General features: G+C 46.8%; 16 protein-coding genes, 1 pseudogene and 1 riboswitch. Of the genes and pseudogenes, 4 read left to right on the top strand and 13 right to left on the bottom strand.

Going from position 1 to position 17,465, the window contains the following annotated elements; translation table 11 throughout:
* Window positions 1-60: 60 nt before the first annotated feature.
* The 4 genes from cshA to AB447_RS01875 all read right to left on the bottom strand — a co-directional run bounded on the left by cshA (window position 61) and on the right by AB447_RS01875 (window position 5,212).
* A complete protein-coding gene (gene cshA, locus AB447_RS01895) occupies window positions 61-1,521 on the bottom strand; it encodes a degradosome RNA helicase CshA (RefSeq protein ID WP_048356045.1) in 1,461 nt (486 codons plus the stop codon).
* A gap of 362 nt (window positions 1,522-1,883) precedes the next feature.
* Window positions 1,884-2,597, bottom strand: a complete 714-nt coding sequence (locus tag AB447_RS01885; RefSeq protein ID WP_048356043.1) for an alpha/beta hydrolase — start codon at window positions 2,595-2,597, stop codon at window positions 1,884-1,886.
* A 46-nt stretch (window positions 2,598-2,643) separates the two neighbouring features.
* The gene (locus AB447_RS01880; RefSeq protein ID WP_048356042.1) at window positions 2,644-4,020 is read right to left on the bottom strand and encodes a UDP-N-acetylmuramoyl-tripeptide--D-alanyl-D-alanine ligase; all 1,377 of its coding nucleotides are present in this window, start codon (window positions 4,018-4,020) and stop codon (window positions 2,644-2,646) included.
* 106 nt (window positions 4,021-4,126) lie between these two features.
* The gene (locus tag AB447_RS01875) at window positions 4,127-5,212 is read right to left on the bottom strand and encodes a D-alanine--D-alanine ligase (RefSeq protein ID WP_048356041.1); all 1,086 of its coding nucleotides are present in this window, start codon (window positions 5,210-5,212) and stop codon (window positions 4,127-4,129) included.
* 150 nt (window positions 5,213-5,362) lie between these two features.
* Between AB447_RS01875 and AB447_RS01870 the strand changes: the two genes are divergently transcribed.
* The 3 genes from AB447_RS01870 (at window position 5,363) to fbpB (ending at window position 6,386) form a co-directional block, all read left to right on the top strand.
* Complete coding sequence (locus tag AB447_RS01870) at window positions 5,363-5,683, top strand: thioredoxin family protein (RefSeq protein WP_046132206.1); 321 nt, start codon at window positions 5,363-5,365, stop codon at window positions 5,681-5,683.
* A 405-nt stretch (window positions 5,684-6,088) separates the two neighbouring features.
* Entirely contained in the window at window positions 6,089-6,250 is a 162-nt protein-coding gene (locus tag AB447_RS01865) for a Fur-regulated basic protein FbpA (RefSeq protein ID WP_048356040.1), read from the top strand.
* Window positions 6,231-6,386, top strand: coding sequence for a Fur-regulated basic protein FbpB (fbpB, locus tag AB447_RS01860; RefSeq protein WP_048356039.1), 156 nt, complete (start codon window positions 6,231-6,233; stop codon window positions 6,384-6,386). The genes AB447_RS01865 and fbpB overlap by 20 nt, the downstream gene beginning before the upstream one ends.
* 28 nt (window positions 6,387-6,414) lie before the next feature.
* Here fbpB and AB447_RS01855 read toward each other — a convergent pair whose 3' ends face one another.
* The 9 genes and pseudogenes from AB447_RS01855 to AB447_RS01815 form a co-directional block, all read right to left on the bottom strand.
* A complete protein-coding gene (locus AB447_RS01855; RefSeq protein ID WP_048356055.1) occupies window positions 6,415-7,584 on the bottom strand; it encodes an acyl-CoA dehydrogenase family protein in 1,170 nt (389 codons plus the stop codon).
* 109 nt (window positions 7,585-7,693) lie between these two features.
* Window positions 7,694-8,032, bottom strand: a complete 339-nt coding sequence (locus tag AB447_RS01850; protein WP_048356038.1) for a hypothetical protein — start codon at window positions 8,030-8,032, stop codon at window positions 7,694-7,696.
* A 111-nt stretch (window positions 8,033-8,143) separates the two neighbouring features.
* Window positions 8,144-8,911 carry an ABC transporter permease gene (locus AB447_RS01845; protein WP_048356037.1) on the bottom strand — a complete coding sequence of 256 codons (768 nt, stop codon included), beginning with the start codon at window positions 8,909-8,911 and terminating at the stop codon, window positions 8,144-8,146.
* Complete coding sequence (locus AB447_RS01840) at window positions 8,889-9,827, bottom strand: ABC transporter ATP-binding protein (protein WP_048356036.1); 939 nt, start codon at window positions 9,825-9,827, stop codon at window positions 8,889-8,891. The genes AB447_RS01845 and AB447_RS01840 overlap by 23 nt, the downstream gene beginning before the upstream one ends.
* Before the next feature lie 72 nt (window positions 9,828-9,899).
* Window positions 9,900-11,114: pseudogene (locus AB447_RS01835) on the bottom strand (dicarboxylate/amino acid:cation symporter).
* A gap of 76 nt (window positions 11,115-11,190) precedes the next feature.
* A riboswitch (cyclic di-AMP (ydaO/yuaA leader) is annotated at window positions 11,191-11,326 on the bottom strand.
* Window positions 11,327-11,376: 50 nt separating this feature from the next.
* A complete protein-coding gene (locus AB447_RS01830; RefSeq protein WP_048356035.1) occupies window positions 11,377-12,420 on the bottom strand; it encodes an AI-2E family transporter in 1,044 nt (347 codons plus the stop codon).
* A gap of 201 nt (window positions 12,421-12,621) precedes the next feature.
* Window positions 12,622-13,896, bottom strand: a complete 1,275-nt coding sequence (gene dctP, locus AB447_RS01825) for a C4-dicarboxylate transporter DctP (protein WP_057957411.1) — start codon at window positions 13,894-13,896, stop codon at window positions 12,622-12,624.
* Between the two features lie 121 nt (window positions 13,897-14,017).
* Complete coding sequence (locus AB447_RS01820) at window positions 14,018-14,707, bottom strand: response regulator (RefSeq protein ID WP_048356034.1); 690 nt, start codon at window positions 14,705-14,707, stop codon at window positions 14,018-14,020.
* Between the two features lie 13 nt (window positions 14,708-14,720).
* Window positions 14,721-16,301, bottom strand: a complete 1,581-nt coding sequence (locus AB447_RS01815) for an ATP-binding protein (RefSeq protein WP_048356033.1) — start codon at window positions 16,299-16,301, stop codon at window positions 14,721-14,723.
* Between the two features lie 93 nt (window positions 16,302-16,394).
* Between AB447_RS01815 and AB447_RS01810 the strand changes: the two genes are divergently transcribed.
* Entirely contained in the window at window positions 16,395-17,465 is a 1,071-nt protein-coding gene (locus AB447_RS01810) for a TRAP transporter substrate-binding protein (RefSeq protein ID WP_048356032.1), read from the top strand.

The following is a 17,465-nucleotide window of genomic DNA, read 5'->3' as shown; positions in this document are numbered from 1 at the left end:
CCGCCGAAAATGTTTCATTTTTAAAAAAGGCGAATCCGTAAAAAAGGATTCGCCTTTTGATTATGAATTATAGGATTTTTTTTGGCGTCTGTCATTTGAAGAACGCTTTTTATCATAGGAAGAACGGTTGTTCTTTCCTCTGTATCCGCCGCCGTCTCTGCGCTTTGATGAACGGTGGTGGCTTTTATGCCGCTTCGTTCTGAGCGGCGCTTCTTCTGTCAAGCGGACAGGCGTATCGTCCGGCTCTTTTGTCATCATTTTGATGGCGGCCGCTACGACCGTTACAGCATCATGGTCTTCCAGCAGTTCCGCAGCTGCAGACATATAGAAGTTCAGGTTGTTTTCTTCGATAATCGTGCGGATGCGGTCAACGGTTACCTGCTGCTGTCCTTCGATGGCCTCGTCAAGAGTCGGCGGTTTCATCCGGTCCATTTTGCGTTTTGTCGTCTGTTCGATGGCACGCAGCATATCCTTCTCACGCGGTGTGATGAATGTCATCGCCATTCCCGTTTTGCCCGCGCGGCCCGTTCTTCCGATACGGTGGACGTAGCTTTCAGGATCTTGGGGAACATCAAAGTTATAAACGTGCGTAACTCCGGAAATATCCAGACCGCGGGCGGCAACGTCTGTTGCGACAAGCACTTCGATTGCACCTTGCTTGAATTTGCGGAGGGCTACCATCCGCTTCGCCTGCGTCAAATCTCCGTGAATTCCTTCAGCTGTATAGCCGCGCAGGTTCAGCGCTTCTGTCAGCTCATCAACGCGGCGCTTCGTACGGCCGAAGACGATCGCAAGCTCAGGAGACTGGATGTCGAGAAGACGAGTCAGCGTATCAAATTTTTTGCGTTCGTGCACTTCCAGATAGAATTGCTGAATGTTTGAAACCGTCATTTCCTTCGCTTTTACTTTAATGTGCTCCGGATTGTTCATAAAGCGTTCGGCGATCCGCTTAATCGGCGCCGGCATCGTTGCAGAAAACAGCAATGTCTGGTGATCTTCCGGTACATTGGAAAGAATCGATTCGATATCTTCGATGAATCCCATGTTCAGCATTTCGTCCGCTTCATCAAGCACAACGGTATTGACCGTTTGCAGACGCATCGTGCGGCGGTTGATATGGTCGATCAGACGGCCAGGAGTTCCGACGATAATGTGTGGATTTTTCTTGAGCGCGCGAATTTGGCGGCCGATATCCTGGCCCCCGTAAATCGGAAGCACTCGAGCGCGTTTATCCTGTCCGATTTTGTATAGCTCTTCAGAAACTTGAATGGCTAATTCACGAGTAGGTGCGATAACAATGGCTTGAATGTTAGGAGACTCGGGGTTGATTTTCTCAACAAGAGGGATGCCAAATGCAGCCGTTTTTCCTGTTCCCGTTTGTGCTTGTCCGATGACATCTTTATTTGCAAGTCCAAGCGGTATCGTTTGCGCCTGAATCGGTGTTGCTTCTTCAAATCCCATGCGTTTAATCGCTTTTGTGAGATCTGAACTTAATTGAAAATCTTGAAACGTTATAGTCAATGTATTCAAACTCCTTCTGCTTACTGTTTCAGTAATGTCGTGTTTCATCAATAAAAACTGCCCTTTATATAAAGGGCAGGTTCATACTTATACAAAGCCCGAATTACTTTACATGTTATATTACCATTCCGATATGTGTTTTTCAATAAGGCGGACATAAGGGATGCGCTCCCTTTAGCCGTTTTCATCAAGCCGGTGGTGCAATATATGTAGCCATCCGGCGAATATACCGTTTCCCGCCGCGGACCGTCTTTCCGTCCGCCTTTTACACATTGTAACACAGGCTTTGAAGGGTTTCGACAGTGCGCGTTTATTTTTTTCTTGATCATCCAAGCCCTGCATGTTTATTTTTCCCCAATATGTCATGATTTATTTACAGAATCTCCGGATTCTCTTTTCAGAAACGCCTCGACCGTCCGAAAAAGAAATTCGGGGTTTTCTTCAAGACAGATATGGTGGCTGGAATCAGGCAGCAGGCAAAGCTCTTTTTCTTTGGAGGGAATCGTTTCGTATAAATAATAGGCGCTTGATAACGGCACGATGGAATCGCGTTCTCCTTGAACGATGAGGACGGGAATATGAAGTTTTTTCAAACCGGGTTTCGTGGCTTTGACGAGCTTGCGGAATTGGAGAGCGGAGGAAACCGGCGTGTTTGTCAGCTTCCGCTTGTATCTTTTGTAAAGCAGATTATCCTCCAGCCTGCCATGAAATGAATCTTTTATCACGCTTTTTAAATCCTGAATCAACTGTCCGGGACTGATGTATTGGGCAGCCGCACTTAAAAGGACAAGGCGGCTGACCGGGTATTTTCCCGCCAAATAAGCAGCGATCATGCCGCCCATCGAAAAGCCGATGACATACACGACATCGCATTCCTTTAGAAGGCGGACGAGCTCGACTTCCGCGCAGGCAATCCATTCCTGAAAATAGACGCCCTTTAAAACCGGCGTTTCTCCGTGCCCCGGAAGCGTGATCATCTCAATCTTCCAATCGCACGTTTGCTTCAAATAGGCGGCAAGCGGTTCAATTTCGTACGGAGCTCCCGTAAAACCATGAATGCATAAACACCCGATCATGACCTTTCACCCGTTTTCTTTTTGGTATACCGTAAAAAAACCGATTTTAGTCCTGCAAATCTTTGATAACGTCCTCAAGCTTCATTCCTCTTGATGCCTTCACAAGGATGACATCTCCGGCATTCGCTTTTTCTTTCAGTTCCCGTGTCAGGCTGTCTTTATCATCGCGGCTGAAGTGAAAGACTCTGTTTTCCGGAAAATGTTGAAGCGCCCCTTTTGCAATATATTCACCGAGTTCTCCGTATGCAAATACATACTCGATCACATCCGGATCGATCGATTGCCCGATGTCTTCGTGAAAGGCTTTTTCATTTTCCCCAAGCTCAAGCATGTCGCCGAGAACGAGCAGTTTTTTGCCGTATCCGTCAAGCTGTTCGACAAGCTCGATCGCCGCCTTCATGGACGTCGGACTCGCGTTGTAGGCATCGTTGATCACGGCAAGACCGTCCTGCGTTTTCACAAGTTCAAGCCTCATTCCCGTTACTTTCAGCGTTTTCAGGCCTTCGGCGATGTTTGCGCGGCTCACGTTTAATAGATCGCCCGCTGCAATGGCGGCCAAGGCATTCTTGACATTATGCTTTCCGAGCACAGGGATAAAAAATCCGGTGCTGATCCCTTTGACGCGGAAAGATGCGCCTTCTTCCGTCTGCTTTGCGTCCTCAAGCTGATAATCGGCGCCAGGACCTTCTCCGAACGTTTTTGTATGGTATGGCGGATGAACGATTTTTTCAGACAGAAGCGGTTCATCCCCGATATAAATGAGCGTGCCGTCTTTTGAAAGGCCGTTGACGATTTCGAGCTTCGCTTCAGCGATCCCTTCTCTTGAGCCGAGTTCAAGCAGATGCGATTCGCCGATATTTGTAATAACGGCAATATCCGGACGGGCCAGGCGGGTGAGAAAATCGATTTCCCCTTTTGCGCTCATTCCCATTTCAAGCACGGCGATGTCGGTATCTTCCGGCATCGCAAGAATCGTAAGCGGCATGCCGATATGGTTGTTATAGTTTCCTTCTGTCTTGTGCACCTTGTATTCGGTATTTAAAACGGCGTGGATCATGTCCTTCGTCGTCGTTTTCCCGTTTGATCCGGTCACCCCGATCACTTGAACATCAAGCTGATCGAGGTAAGCCTTAGCCAGTCTTTGCAGGGCTTCCAGCGTGTCATCAACAATGATGACCGCTCGTCCTTCCGGCGGATTCGGCTCATTCCGATTCCACAGAACGGCAGACACGCCGGCCTGAAAAGCCTGTTCTGCAAAAGCGTGCCCGTTGAACCGCTCCCCTGCAAGCGGAATGAATAATTGATCTTTTTTTAGTGCTCTGGAATCTGTTGACACGCCTTTGATCAGCCGTTCGCCGAACGCTTCTTCCAGAAGAGTGCCTCCCGCCATCTCGGCGATTTCTTTTACCGTTCTCTTTATCATATTTTCCCCTCTCTTTCTCCAGCAAGGAAAAGAGACACTATCCGCAAAAAAGATAGTGTCTTGTGCCCCTGGCCGGGATAATCCCGCGGCTTTTCAGCCTGCTTTGTTAAAATGTATATTTAATCTGCTGTTTTTCTTTATGCCGCTCGATCGCTAAATCGACGAGCTTTTCGATCAGGTCGGGATATTCGACTCCTGACTCCTTCCACAGAAGAGGAAACATGCTAAACGGCGTAAATCCGGGCATTGTGTTGACCTCATTGATCAGAATCTTTCCTTCATTCGTTAAGAAAAAGTCCGCCCTGACAAGACCTGAACCGTCAATCGCCTGAAAAGCCCTGACCGCCATGTTGCTCATCGTGTCGTATTCGTCTTCTGATAAAGAAGCCGGAATAATCAAATCGGTATCTCCGTCTTCATATTTTGCTTTGTAGTCATAAAAGTCCTTTTTCGGAGCGATTTCGCCCGCCACCGAACATGCCGGTTCATCATTGCCAAGAACGCCGATTTCGATTTCACGGCCGATGACGCCTTCTTCGACAACGATCTTGCGGTCATATTGGAAAGCCAGTTCAAAAGCATGATCGAGCTCTTCGCGGTTCCGGCACTTGCTGATTCCGACGCTTGAACCGAGGTTTGCCGGCTTGACAAAGCACGGATACCCAAGCTCCGCCTCCACTTTTTCATAGCTTTCTTCTTTCGCTTCATTCCATGTTTTTTTCACAAAAGACACATATTTCGCCTGATCCAGACCCGCTTGGGCAAACAGGTGCTTCATGACGACTTTATCCATTCCCGCAGAAGAAGCTAAAACCCCGTTTCCGACATAAGGAACGTTTAACAATTCCAGCATGCCCTGAATCGTGCCGTCTTCTCCGTTCGGCCCGTGCAGAAGCGGAAATACGACGTCAATCGCTTCTTCATCTGTGCCTGGCTGTCCAGGGAACATGTCGCGGTTCAGCGCTGCCGGAGAAAAAGTCCGCCCCGTCTGTTCAAATTGAAGCATTTTCACGTTTGAAACGGTTTCTGTCAGCTGAGGGCCTCTCACCCACTCGCCTTTTTCTGTAATGTAAATCGGATGTATATCAAACTTTTCTGTATCTAGCGCTTTCGTAACGGCTAATGCAGTTTGCAGGGACACGTTATGCTCCGCAGATTTTCCGCCGTATACCAATCCTAATCTTGTCTTCAATTCGTACTCCCCCCACTGAATTCATCTTTACTATCTTATCACTTTCCCGGGAAAATGATCTAATGATTTTAGAGCAGCCTGAAAAAAAGCATTTATATGTAATTCCATCTCATTTTATATTAAAATGGCATTGAAAAGGAGAGATGGCAATTGAAAAAAATCACTACTGAAGCACAATTTAATGAACTCATCCAATCCGATAAAGAAATCATCGTCAAATTTTACGCAGACTGGTGCCCTGACTGCACCCGCATGAACATGTTTATCGGGGACATTCTCGACGCCTACAAGGACAACGAATGGTATGAACTGAACAGAGACGACCTTCCGGAGCTTGCAGATCAATATCAGGTTATGGGCATTCCAAGCCTTTTGATTTTCAAAAACGGAGAAAAAACCGGACATCTTCACAGTGCCAATGCCAAAACACCTGAAGAAGTGACTGAATTTCTATCAGAACATATAAGTTAATTCGTTTCAAGGCTGCTTTTTATGTCTTTTGGCATGGACAGATTCTGAGTCCATGCCTTATTACTATCATATAAAAGACGGATCCGAACCTGCATTTGTTTCGACAAATAGTATTTCCCGGGAAACCTTAGGTGTCAAAAAAGTGCTTGATTCGATCATTAAATTCGGGTAGAATGTGTTTTGTTCCTATTTTGCAATTATTTTTTCTAGTTGTGTGAAGCCCTTGTCGGCTTCTTTTTTTGCGCGTTTAATTGGATAATAATTCATATTATGGTTTTTTGTTCAATATTCTTTAGGGGATGCCGCTTTACACGGCGCAAGCTGGTTTTGTATAATATTAATAATTGATAATGATTATCAATATCATATAGAATCTGTGAGAGGTGAAGATATGTGCCCCCACAAATGGAAGAACGAAAAATGCAGCTGATACAGCGGTTCATTCAGCTTGGCATATACAAAAAAGCAGAACGCCATCTTTACGAATTGTCTTTGAACGAGCTTGAAAGCGAATACGAATCCATTAAGCTAAGAAAGGCGGAACACCATGTCAAAACGGAAGACTAAAACCTATCATCAGCTTGTCGAAGAATATAAAAAAGAAATCGCCCGAAGCGAGAAGGAAATGGATATGATTTACGACCGCATCGACCGCAAGCATGAGAACAGGCCGCTTGCCGTTGCTAAAGAAAAGCGGTCATAACAATAAGCCGGACGTTAGTCCGGCTTTTCTAGTTTTCGCCAAACGCAATTCCTGCAAGCTTGGCGATTATTGCGTCATCCATCGGCGGGTTGTGAAGCCCGGCTCTGACGTCTCGGTAATATCGCTGAAGCGGATTGGTTCCTGCGAGACTTTTCGCTCCGACGACCCGCATCGCTTTGTCGACAACAGCGATCGCTGTATTTGTGACCGCGTGTTTGACGGCGCCGAGCTCTCCGCCCAAAAGGCCGCGGCGTTTTGGATCATCATAAAGACCGGCGACGTGGTACAAGAAATGACGGGCTTTCATCAGCTCCAAATCGATTTCCCCGATATGCCGCTGAACAGCCGGCACGTCTTTGATCGGCCCTTTCAAACTGTTTGGCGAGTAGGCATTTGCAAAATCAACGGCATAATCCCGCGCCGCTTGGGCGATTCCGAGATAGACGGCCGGTATATGCAAAAGCCAGCCGTTGATTTTATCCGTCCGTTTCCCTGTTTGAAGCTCCACAAGCATTGAATCGTCAAGGCGGACATCTTGCAGCACAAGATCGTGGCTTCCCGTTCCTCTCATCGCGATCATATCCCACGTTTCCTCAATTGACACGCCGTCTGCGTCCTTATGAATCAAAAAGACGCCGATCGTCTGCTTTTCTTCGATCCAAGCGGTGACAAGAAAATAATCAAGGACAGGGGACATCGTCGTAAAGGTTTTTCGTCCGTTTACGATCCAGCCGCCCTCATGTCTTGCGGCATTTGTACCCGGGCGTCCGCCTCTCGTCGGACTGCCGGTCTGCGCTTCGCTGGCCGCCCTGTTGATCAGCGCTCCCTTAAGCGCTTCTTGTGACACTTTCTTAAACACTTCTGGATCCCAGCTGTTTCCTTCAGCCAATTCCCCCATGACGCTCAAATGCCAGCCGATGCTGAGAGCGGTCGGCCCGTCTCCCTTTGCCAGCCTTTCCTGAAACAAAAGCATGTCATACAGCGAAATGCCTTCACCGCCAAGGTTTTTCGCAACGGTCAGCGCTGTATAGCCGGATTCTCGCAATCGCCGAATATTGTCTTCCGGAAAAAGAGCATGTTCATCATAATAAGCGGCCGTTTTCGCAAATTCATCAGCCAGTTTCCCGATCTTACTGAGCCATTCCTGCTGTTTTTCGTTTTTTACAAATAGTGAGCACACACGGCAACCTCCTGACATAATTCCGATCAATTTAATATGATTATAGTTTGAGAAAAGCCGATCTGCAACCGATAACCGCCAGACATCAAAAAAAGCGCGCTCTCAAGGGCGAGGCGCACTTTTCGGTTTATGCGGTTTGACCGCCGCGTCCGTCCGTCTTCATTCCGAGATATATCAGCATGTATGTCAAGTACCCCATCGTGATGACAAGACCGCCGAAGAAAAAGTCGGAGAATAGCGGTTCTTCATAAGCGGCGATGCCGGCAAGCGCGATCCAGCTTGCATACAGATAGCCGATAAAAAAGCGGACGCCGTTTTTTAATTTATACAACATCAACAAACCTGCAAGCGAAAACAATCCGAGTGCAAGCCTAAAATAGACAAGGTGGTCAAAATGAAAAGCAAACGTGACAAATGAAAATGACAGCAGCAGAATTATCGGTAATGCTGTAATGAATTTTCGCATCGTCTGTTCAACTCCTATTTCCTTATTATAAGAAAAATAGGAAAATTAATCTGTACACGCGACATTTTTCACAAAAATGTCATGTCTGCCGTCACATATTTGACAAAGTTCTTATATTTTCACATCCCGCTTACAGAAGCTCCACCAGGCCACACCGATAAAAAACACAAAATGAATGATGATGATAATGACCGAAAACAGCGGTGTCATTCCTGCAAAAACAGATTTTGCGTGTTCGCCGTATTGCGTGAAATCGGTGTTGGCAAACAGCAAAAATTTCCCCCACGGATTTTGCAAATACGCCATGATCGTGACAAGCGCTTTGGCCCCGTACAGCACGACGATCGAAACCATGATGCTGAGCGCGCTGCTTCTGAACAAGGCAGAGCATAAAAACGCAAAGGAAACCATCATAAAAACCTCAAGCCACTGTGAACCGATGATTTGCAACGTATTCAGAAATAACGGCTTTGCCGCCGGATCAAGCTTAATGCCGAAAAAGACGAGTCCGTAAAGCAGTGAAAAGCCGTAATAGACGACAAAGAGCCAAATGCTTGCAAGGACGCTTGTCAAAAACTTGGAAATCAGGATTTTTTCCCTGCTGACCGGTCGGATCAGCAGAAATTTGATCGTCTTTTTGTCGTATTCAAATGAAATAATCGAAGCTGCCACCGCAACCGAAAGCCCCTGCAGGAGTATGTTGAGGTTCGGCGCAAAGGAAAAATAGCCGATGAAATGGTCTTCAGCGCCGGCGCCCGCCAATATCCTTTTCGTTACCAGCGCAAACAGAAATTGAAACGCAGCGATCAGCACCAGCGACACAAACGTTACCCTTCGCTTCAGCAGCTTGACATGCTCATTTTTGATGAGTCTGAACATCAAAATCCCCCTCCTCTTCCATGGCAGCCGTTAACGTCATGTATTCATCCTCCAGCGACTGCTTAAACGGAGCAATCGAATATACATCGATATCGTTCATGACAAGCTGTTTATTTAAAGACGGAATTTTTCTTTTCTCGACTTTAACGGCTACGAGCCCTTTTTCCGTCCAGGCTTCATAGCCGTTCCCTTTCAGCCATTGAAGTGCTTTCTCCTCAGGCTGCACTTCCAAAAGCGCTTTTTCAAGCTTTTCTTCCGCCCCATGTAAGGTGACTGTCGATTTGACTCTTCCATTTTGAAGGATGACGACCCGATCGCACAAATCTTCGACTTCCTTCAACAAGTGGGTTGCAAACAAGATGACAGTTCCTTCCTCTTTGGCCAGCTCGCGAAGGTGGTCGCGGAAATCCTTCATTCCCGCAGGGTCGAGACCGTTTGTCGGTTCGTCCAATATCAGCAGCTTCGGACGGTGCAGGATCGCCTGGGCAATGCCGAGGCGCTGCCTCATGCCGAGCGAGTATGTTTTGACTTTATCATCGATCGCATCTTCAAGGCCGACGCGTTCGACCACCTCATCGAGCCGCTCCTGCGTGATATCTTTGTGCATATTTGCATAATGGATAAGGTTTTCATAGCCTGTGAGGTACGAATAAAATTCCGGGTTTTCCACGATCGCACCCACGGCCTGAATCGCTTTTTCGAATTGGCGGTCAATCGGAAAACCGTTAATGATGATCGATCCGCTGCTCTGTTTGATCAAGCCCGTCATCAATTTGATAAGGGTCGTTTTTCCGGAACCGTTCGGACCAAGCAGGCCGATGATTTCCCCCTTGTTCGCCTCGAGATTGATGTTTTTCAGGATCGTCTTGCCGTCAATGATTTTATCGACGCCTTCTATATGTAAAACAGGTGTCATGGAGGTCCCTCCTTTTGTACAAAAATAAACAGTGCCAAAAGGCACTGTTTGATTATAGCATTTTTCACCGTGTTACACAGACACTTCCGGATGCGGCGCTTCGATATTACCGTGCTTTTTCTCGGTCTCGGTGACAATGACGGCGCATGCCGCATCTCCCGTAGTGTTGACAGCCGTTCTGATCATATCCAGAAGTCGGTCAATTCCCAATATTGAGGCAATTCCAGCGACAGGAAGGTTTACAGATTGAAGCACCATCGCCAACATGATCAGGCCGACACCCGGGACTCCCGCCGTTCCGACGCTGGCCAGCACGGCTGTTAAAACGACCATTAACAGCTGCGGAATCGTCAGTTCAACTCCGTAGACCTGGGCGATAAAGATCGTTGCCACCCCTTGCATGATCGCCGTCCCATCCATATTGATCGTCGCTCCGAGCGGCTGAACGAAACTGCTGATCGGCTTCGGCACTTTCAGTTTTCTTTGCGCCACATCCATGGAAACCGGTAGCGTCGCATTGCTGCTTGACGTACTGAACGCTACGATCATCACTTCTGAGAAGTCATTAAAGAACGTAATTGGGTTCCGCTTTGCAAATAATGCAATCGTCGAACCGTAAGTGACGATCGTGTGTATGACAAGCGCCAATATGACGACGATCATGTACAGTCCCATCGCTTTGATCGCGTTCCATCCCTGGCTGCCGATTGACGTCGCGATCAAACCGAACCTCCCGTACGGTTGACGAGGTACATCATCAATTCGTTGCCTTGCTCAACCACTTTTAGGAGAGCGTCCGCTTTTTTCCCGAGTATCGTAATGCAGAGTCCGACCAGGATCGAGAAAGCGATGATCTGCAGCATATTTCCCTCAGCCATCGCCTGAACCGGATTCGTCGGAATGATGTTCAGCAGCGTATCCGCAATGCTCGGTGCTTCCTCGGCCTTATATTGCGCGGAGCTCGTATCGTAGCTTCCGATTTCACCGGGCTTAATGACCAAAGCCAAAATAAGTCCGATGATGATGGCGACCGCTGTTGTCGATAAAAAGTACGCGATCGTTTCCGCACCGATTCTGCCGAGTTTTTTCGGATCTCCCAGACCTGCTACCCCTAAAGTCAGAGAAAAGAATACAATCGGGACGACCAGCATCTTAATGAGGTTTAAAAAAATTGTCCCAAGCGGTCCGAATACAAACGTGTTAAGCTTCGAGAACAGGTCCGGCGACGTAAGGTTCAGCACAATGCCGACGGATCAAGCCAATGATAATTTTCGTTGCCAGCTTCAATAAAATTCTCCCCTTTCTGAAAAAAAAGTCCATGAGAGAGGTCTCCCATGGACTTTTACAATTTCGTCTGGTTCCACATGACTCTCTTCACGTCGATGAGGTTAGCTGACGGGTTCGGACGAAGAGATGTCCGTTTTTCCGCTAAAACGGAAAAATTCACCCCAAAAGATCGGGTCCCCCACTCCTACTAAAGGATTAAACGCGTGGCGTTATTTCGTTACATTACATTTATACCTGATAATTCGAAATAATTTACAATTTCTTACTTAGAATCAGGCTCTGCGGCCCGTTTTTCGTCCCGGTTTGTCACATCGAGAACATCAAGCAGGAACACAAAAATCGGAATCCCGATAATCAGGCCCCAAATGCCCATGAAATGCTCGGAGAAAATCAGCACGATAAACGTGAAGAATATCGGCAGTTCCGTCTTGGCTGACATCAATTTCGGATTGAGGAAGTATGTTTCAATCGCATGAACGATCAAGATGACGAGCACTAAAGAGACGATGTATGCCATCCCTCCGATGCTGTATGCTATGAAACTTAAAGGAATAAGCGAAATCACAACACCGGCGACAGGAACCAATCCGAGGAAAAATACCATGACCGCAAGGCCGAAAAGCTGAGGAAAACCCATGATTCCGAGGGCAATGGTCGTCAACGCGCAGTTCACGGAAGCGATGATGAACTGCGCTTCAAGCACCTTGCCGAACGTTCGCGTAAACTTCTTTCCGAAAAACGCAATCTCCTCATAAAAAACAGCGACTTTGCTCGTTTTGAATTTATCCATCAATTTCATGACTTTATCTTTTTCTATCAAGAAAAACATACTGAGAATTAAGGACATAATCACCTGGATGCTGAATGTGCCGATGTCCGTGATATATGTATAGATAAAGTTAAGCCCTTTTTCCAAATATGATGTCAGGTTGATATCCCCGAACATGCCGGTGACCATATCGAGAAAAGGAATACTGTCTGGATGAGAAGCAATATATTTGCCCTGTTTAATCAGCTGCTGAATCTGCTTGACGATAACGGGATAGTACACCGCCCCGCCGATCGAAAGACCAAGGACAAGCGCAGCGTATAAACAGGATATAATCAGCCTTTGGCTGACTTTGATAAAACGGTTTAAAAAACTTCTGATCACATTTTCCAAACGATTCATTAAAAACGTAAAAATAAATGTGAGCAGTATCAAATTCATCATGCTGCGGAAAAAGTATAAAACCCCCGCTAAAACAACAAAAACAAAAAAGCGCCTGACCCCAGGATGCTGAAAAAATTTAATCAACGCTGCCATTCGTGCACACTCCCACCAGTACTTTAGTCCTTAACTTTTAGCATATTCACGCTGTATATTTATAAGATGATGTATCATCTGTAAATTATATAACAAAAAAGCGCAGAAATCTCTTTCTGCGGCTTAAATAAATCTTAAAAAATTTTATTTTTCAAAACGTTTTTCAAATGCGAAAGGCGCCGGTTCTCCGGCGCCCCTTTGTTAAACGGCAGTCTTCATCTTTTTCATCTGAGATACGGCTTCCACGCTTTTTTCTTCGTCGAATTCTTTCTCGCTTTTTGCTACCACGATAGTCGCGATTCCGTTTCCGATCAGATTGACGATCGCCCTTCCTTCGCTCATAAAGCGATCGACCCCGAGCAGGAGCGCCAGGCCTTCAAGCGGAATGACCTGAAGGGCGGAAAGGGTTGACGCCAGCACGATAAATCCGCTTCCGGTCACGCCGGCAGCTCCTTTTGACGTCAGCATCAAAACGAGAATGATCGTAATCTGCTGGCCGATCGATAAATCGATGCCAAATACTTGCGCAAGGAAGACGACGGCCATCGATAAATAGATGGAAGTGCCGTCAAGGTTAAAGGAATAGCCCGTCGGAATAACGAGGCCGACCACCGACTTCGAGCAGCCATAGCGCTCCATCTTATCCATCATTCGCGGAAGCACGGATTCAGAAGAGCTTGTGCCGAGAACGATCAGCAGCTCGTCTTTAATAAAGCGCAAATAATTCCATAAACTAAAACCGTACATTCTGCAAATGATGTTCAATACGACAAACACGAATATAAACATCGTCAAGTAAACGGACAGCATCAGCTTTGCCAGCGGCTGCATGGATGCGAGCCCGAAATGTCCGATTGTATAAGCAATGGCGCCGAATGCGCCGATCGGAGCAGCCCTCATAATATAGCCGATAATTTTGAAGAAAACCTGTGATAATTTATCAAAAAAATCGATGATGCTCTGCCCTTTTTTTCCCAATGCGGCAAGGCCGGTTCCGAAAAGAATGGAGAAAAATAAGACTTGCAGAATATCCCCTTTTGCAAAAGCGTCGACCATATTTGACGGCACGATATGCGTGACGAATTCCACCCAGTCTATGCCCTGGCCGCCGTTTTGGGTGTATTGTGAGACATCCCCTTTTTCAAGCTTGCTGTAATCAAGGCCGGCTCCCGGTTTGATAAGGTTGACGACAAAGAGCCCGACAATGAGCGCAAGCGTTGTCACCACTTCAAAATAAATGAATGCCTTCCCTCCGACTTTGCTGACCTTTTTCATATCCCCCATTTTGGCAATGCCGAGGACAATCGTGAAGAAAATGATCGGCGCAATGACCATCTTCACGGCATTAATAAATGTATCACCAAGCGGTTTCATTTGTTTCCCGGCGTCAGGCCATAGGACGCCGACCAATACCCCTAGCAAAACCGCGGTGATGACTTGAAACGTCAAGTTTTTTAATAGTTTTGACAGTTTCATGTTCTCATCCCCCGTTTCGTTGAAAGCTGCTTAAGACTTTCCTGCCATAATGGTAGCGCTTTCAACTGAATGAGAGAAGATTATGGTCATATCGGACATTTTGGTCTTTTTGGTCACGGATTTAATATGTTGCGATATAGCGGTTGACAGGACGGCCTATGCCGCCATATTGGACATCCAGCTTAACCCTCCCTTCTTTTTCTAAAAAGTCCAGGTACCGTCTTGCCGTCACCCTTGCGATGCCGAGCGCGTTTGCGACCTCTTCGGCAGAGTTCGGCTCTGTCTGCCGATTCATATATGCCATTATTTCCTTCAGCGTGAACATATTCAGCCCTTTTGGCAGCTCCTTGACCGGCTCCCTTTCGCCGCTGATATTCAGCATCGCATCAAGCTTTTCCTGCGAAAATGTCTCCGTCTCATGAAGCTTTTGCTTAAACAGTTTGTATTTTTCCAAAGACTTTCTGATCCTTTCCATTTTAAACGGCTTTAAAATGTAGTCGACCGCTCCGTTTTGCAGCATGAGGGCGATCGTTTCTTGATCCTTTGCCGCCGTGACGACGATGCAATCCGTCTCCAGTTTTTGCTTCCTGATCTCCTGCAGCGTTTTGATTCCGTCCTTTTTCGGCATATATACATCCAAAATCACGAGATCCGGCCGCACCTCTTTGATCAGCTTGATCCCTTCTTCGCCGTTTCCCGCCAGAGCCGCAACTTCAAAACCGCTGACGCCTGAGATAAACTCTTTATTTACCTCCTGAACCATCGGGTCATCCTCGATCAGCAAAACACGAATGACATCTTTAGCCGTCATATTGGTCCCCCCTTTATTCCATTGGAATCAAAATTGAAAACGATGTTCCCTGCCCCGGGTGTGATGCTGCGTCGATCTGTCCCATCCCTTTGTCGACGATTTGCTTCACTAAGTAAAGTCCGTACCCCGTTCCGTCCTCTTTATTCATTGTAAATCCCTTTTCATAAATACGGGGAAGATATGCTTCTTCCATTCCGCAGCCATTGTCTTCTATTAAAATCGCCAGCACGTCTTCAGACTGTTCAATGCTGATATCGATCCGTTTCTCTTCCCTTGAAACAGATTCAAAGGAAGCGAAGGCATTCTCGATTAAATTTCCGAGCAGCACGACGATATCATGCTGGTCGATTTTCTTCGGAAAGCGGCGGAGGCTGCTGTTGGCATCGATGTTGACGCTGATGCCGAGCTCTTTTCCCCTCGTGATTTTGCTTAACAGCAGGCCTGCCGCCGCGTCGTTTTGAATCGCTTTGTTTAAAAAACGCGACGCATGTTCCTGTTCCGTCGTCGCCTGAAAAGCCAAATCAAGCGCCTGGTCCGCCTTTCCCAATTGAATCAGGCCGGCGATAGTGTGAAGCTTGTTCATATGCTCGTGATTTTGCACCCTCAGTGCATCGATAAAGTTTTTCACGCCTGTCAGCTCTTCGGCAAGTTTCGCCGCTTCTGTCCGGTCCTGAAAAATCGCGACGGCACCGATCACCTTTTTCTTCATGACGATCGGAATCCGGCTGCTCATGATCACTTTTCCGCTGACCTGGATTTCCTCATTGTAAACGGGCCGGTTTTGATCAACGATCTCAGGAAGCCGCGTATCTGCTAGTACATCAAAGATCAGCCGTCCGACGACGTCTCCGCTCACATTGAAAATCCGTTTTGCCTTATCGTTAAAAATCGTAATGATGTATTGATTGTCAATCGCGATGACGCCTTCATTGATCGAGTGGAAGGTGGCCGTCCGTTCCTCAAGCATTCTGACGATCTCATGGGGCTCCATCTTGAACATTTGCTTTTTGATATGCCTGGCCAATAAAAACGAGCCGACAAGCCCAAAAATCAACGTTAAAAAGACGACGGCCAAAATATCTTTCTTTAAATCTGCTAAAATATCGAAAATGCCCGGCAATGTTCTGCCGACGAGCACGACGCCGATCTGGTTCAGGTTTTCATCCTTGACTGGATAAAACGCGCGAACGGCAGGACCAAGCTCCCCCTCCGCTTCAGAGAAATAAATATGCTCGGCAAACGCCGCTTCCTCATCTTCTCCCAGTGATCGCTTCCCGATCGCCCCTGAGACGGGATGCGAATAGCGAATATGGTTCATGTCCATGACAACGATATAATCCGCTTCATTAATGATCCGTATATCTTCAACAACATCGTTGAGAGAACGGGGACCGGAGTGCTCCAAAGCATTCTTGACGTCAGAGAGCTCTGCGACCGTTCTCGCCGTGTTCATCAGCCTTTTTTTCAACTCGCGTTCTTCCGTCTGCTGAATGTTTCCGATTAAGACGATACCGCCGATACTCAAGGAGAAAATCACAACCAAATACGATAAAATCGTAATTTTCCAGCGGATCGATATCCGATTGATTTTCATTTTTTCCTCCTTCATGGAAAACCTTCATCTTTACGAGCCGTCACCTGAAACAGTATGCTTATCATAGCGGACTTTAGAAAGAGGAGGTTTTAAATGAAAAGCTTGCTTGCATTTTTAAGTATGCTTGTGTTCGGTATTGCAACCGCTTTATATATAGGCTTTCATGACAATTTCCCCAGCCGCGACCGCATATACGATGATGAGCAGGAGGGGCTGAAAGAGCTGGTTGTGTTCAAGTTCAGCCATGTCGTCGCGGAAAATACGCCGAAAGGGCTCGCCGCAAAAAAATTCGCCCAATTGGTCAATGAAAAATCAGCTGGAAAAATAAAAATTGAGGTTTTTCCAAACGGAAGCCTCTATTCCGATATAGAAGAAATCAAAGCCTTAAAAGAAGGCGATGTTCAGTTTATCGCGCCTTCGACTTCAAAGCTCGGCATGCTTTCACCAGATTGGTTCGTTTTGGATCTGCCTTACGCCTTTGCGGATTATGATGCAGTAAGAGAAGGCCTGCACGGGAAAATCGGAGACCAGCTGTTTGCATCGCTGCAAAAAGACCGGATCAAAGGCCTTGCTTATTGGACAAACGGCTTTAAGCAGATTACCTCCAATAAAGGCCCGGTCAAAAACCCGGATGACCTGAAAGGCCAAACTTTGCGCATCATGCAGAGCAATGTCATCGAGGACCAGTTTAAGCTGCTTCATGCGAAAGGCCGGCAGGATTCCTTCAATTCCACCTTTCAGCTTCTCGAATCGAAAAAAGTCGACGGAGAAGAAAATACGATTTCAAATATCTATTCTAAAAAATTTTATAATGTCCAGAACTATATGACAATAAGCAATCACGGATACCTCGGCTATGCCGTCATGACGGATCAGACATGGTGGAACAGCCTGCCAAAGGAGACGAAGCGGATTTTATCAGAGGCGATGAAGGAGACGACCGAATGGAATGAAAAGCACGCCGCCAAGATGAACAAAGATCAGCTTCAACAAATCAGGGAGCATTCGCCCATCCTCATCCATGAATTAACGGATGAGGAGCGAAAAGCATGGATGAAGCGGCTCGATCCCGTCTACGATCAATACAAACCGATCATCGGGGAACACCTGATTCAACAGGTAAGAGACTTACAGAAACAACACTTCACGTCAAACGGGCAGTAA

The sequence above is a fragment of the Bacillus glycinifermentans genome (assembly GCF_001042475.2).
Classification (GTDB): Bacteria; Bacillota; Bacilli; order Bacillales; family Bacillaceae; genus Bacillus; species Bacillus glycinifermentans.
This window is presented reverse-complemented; position numbering and strand designations above follow the sequence as displayed.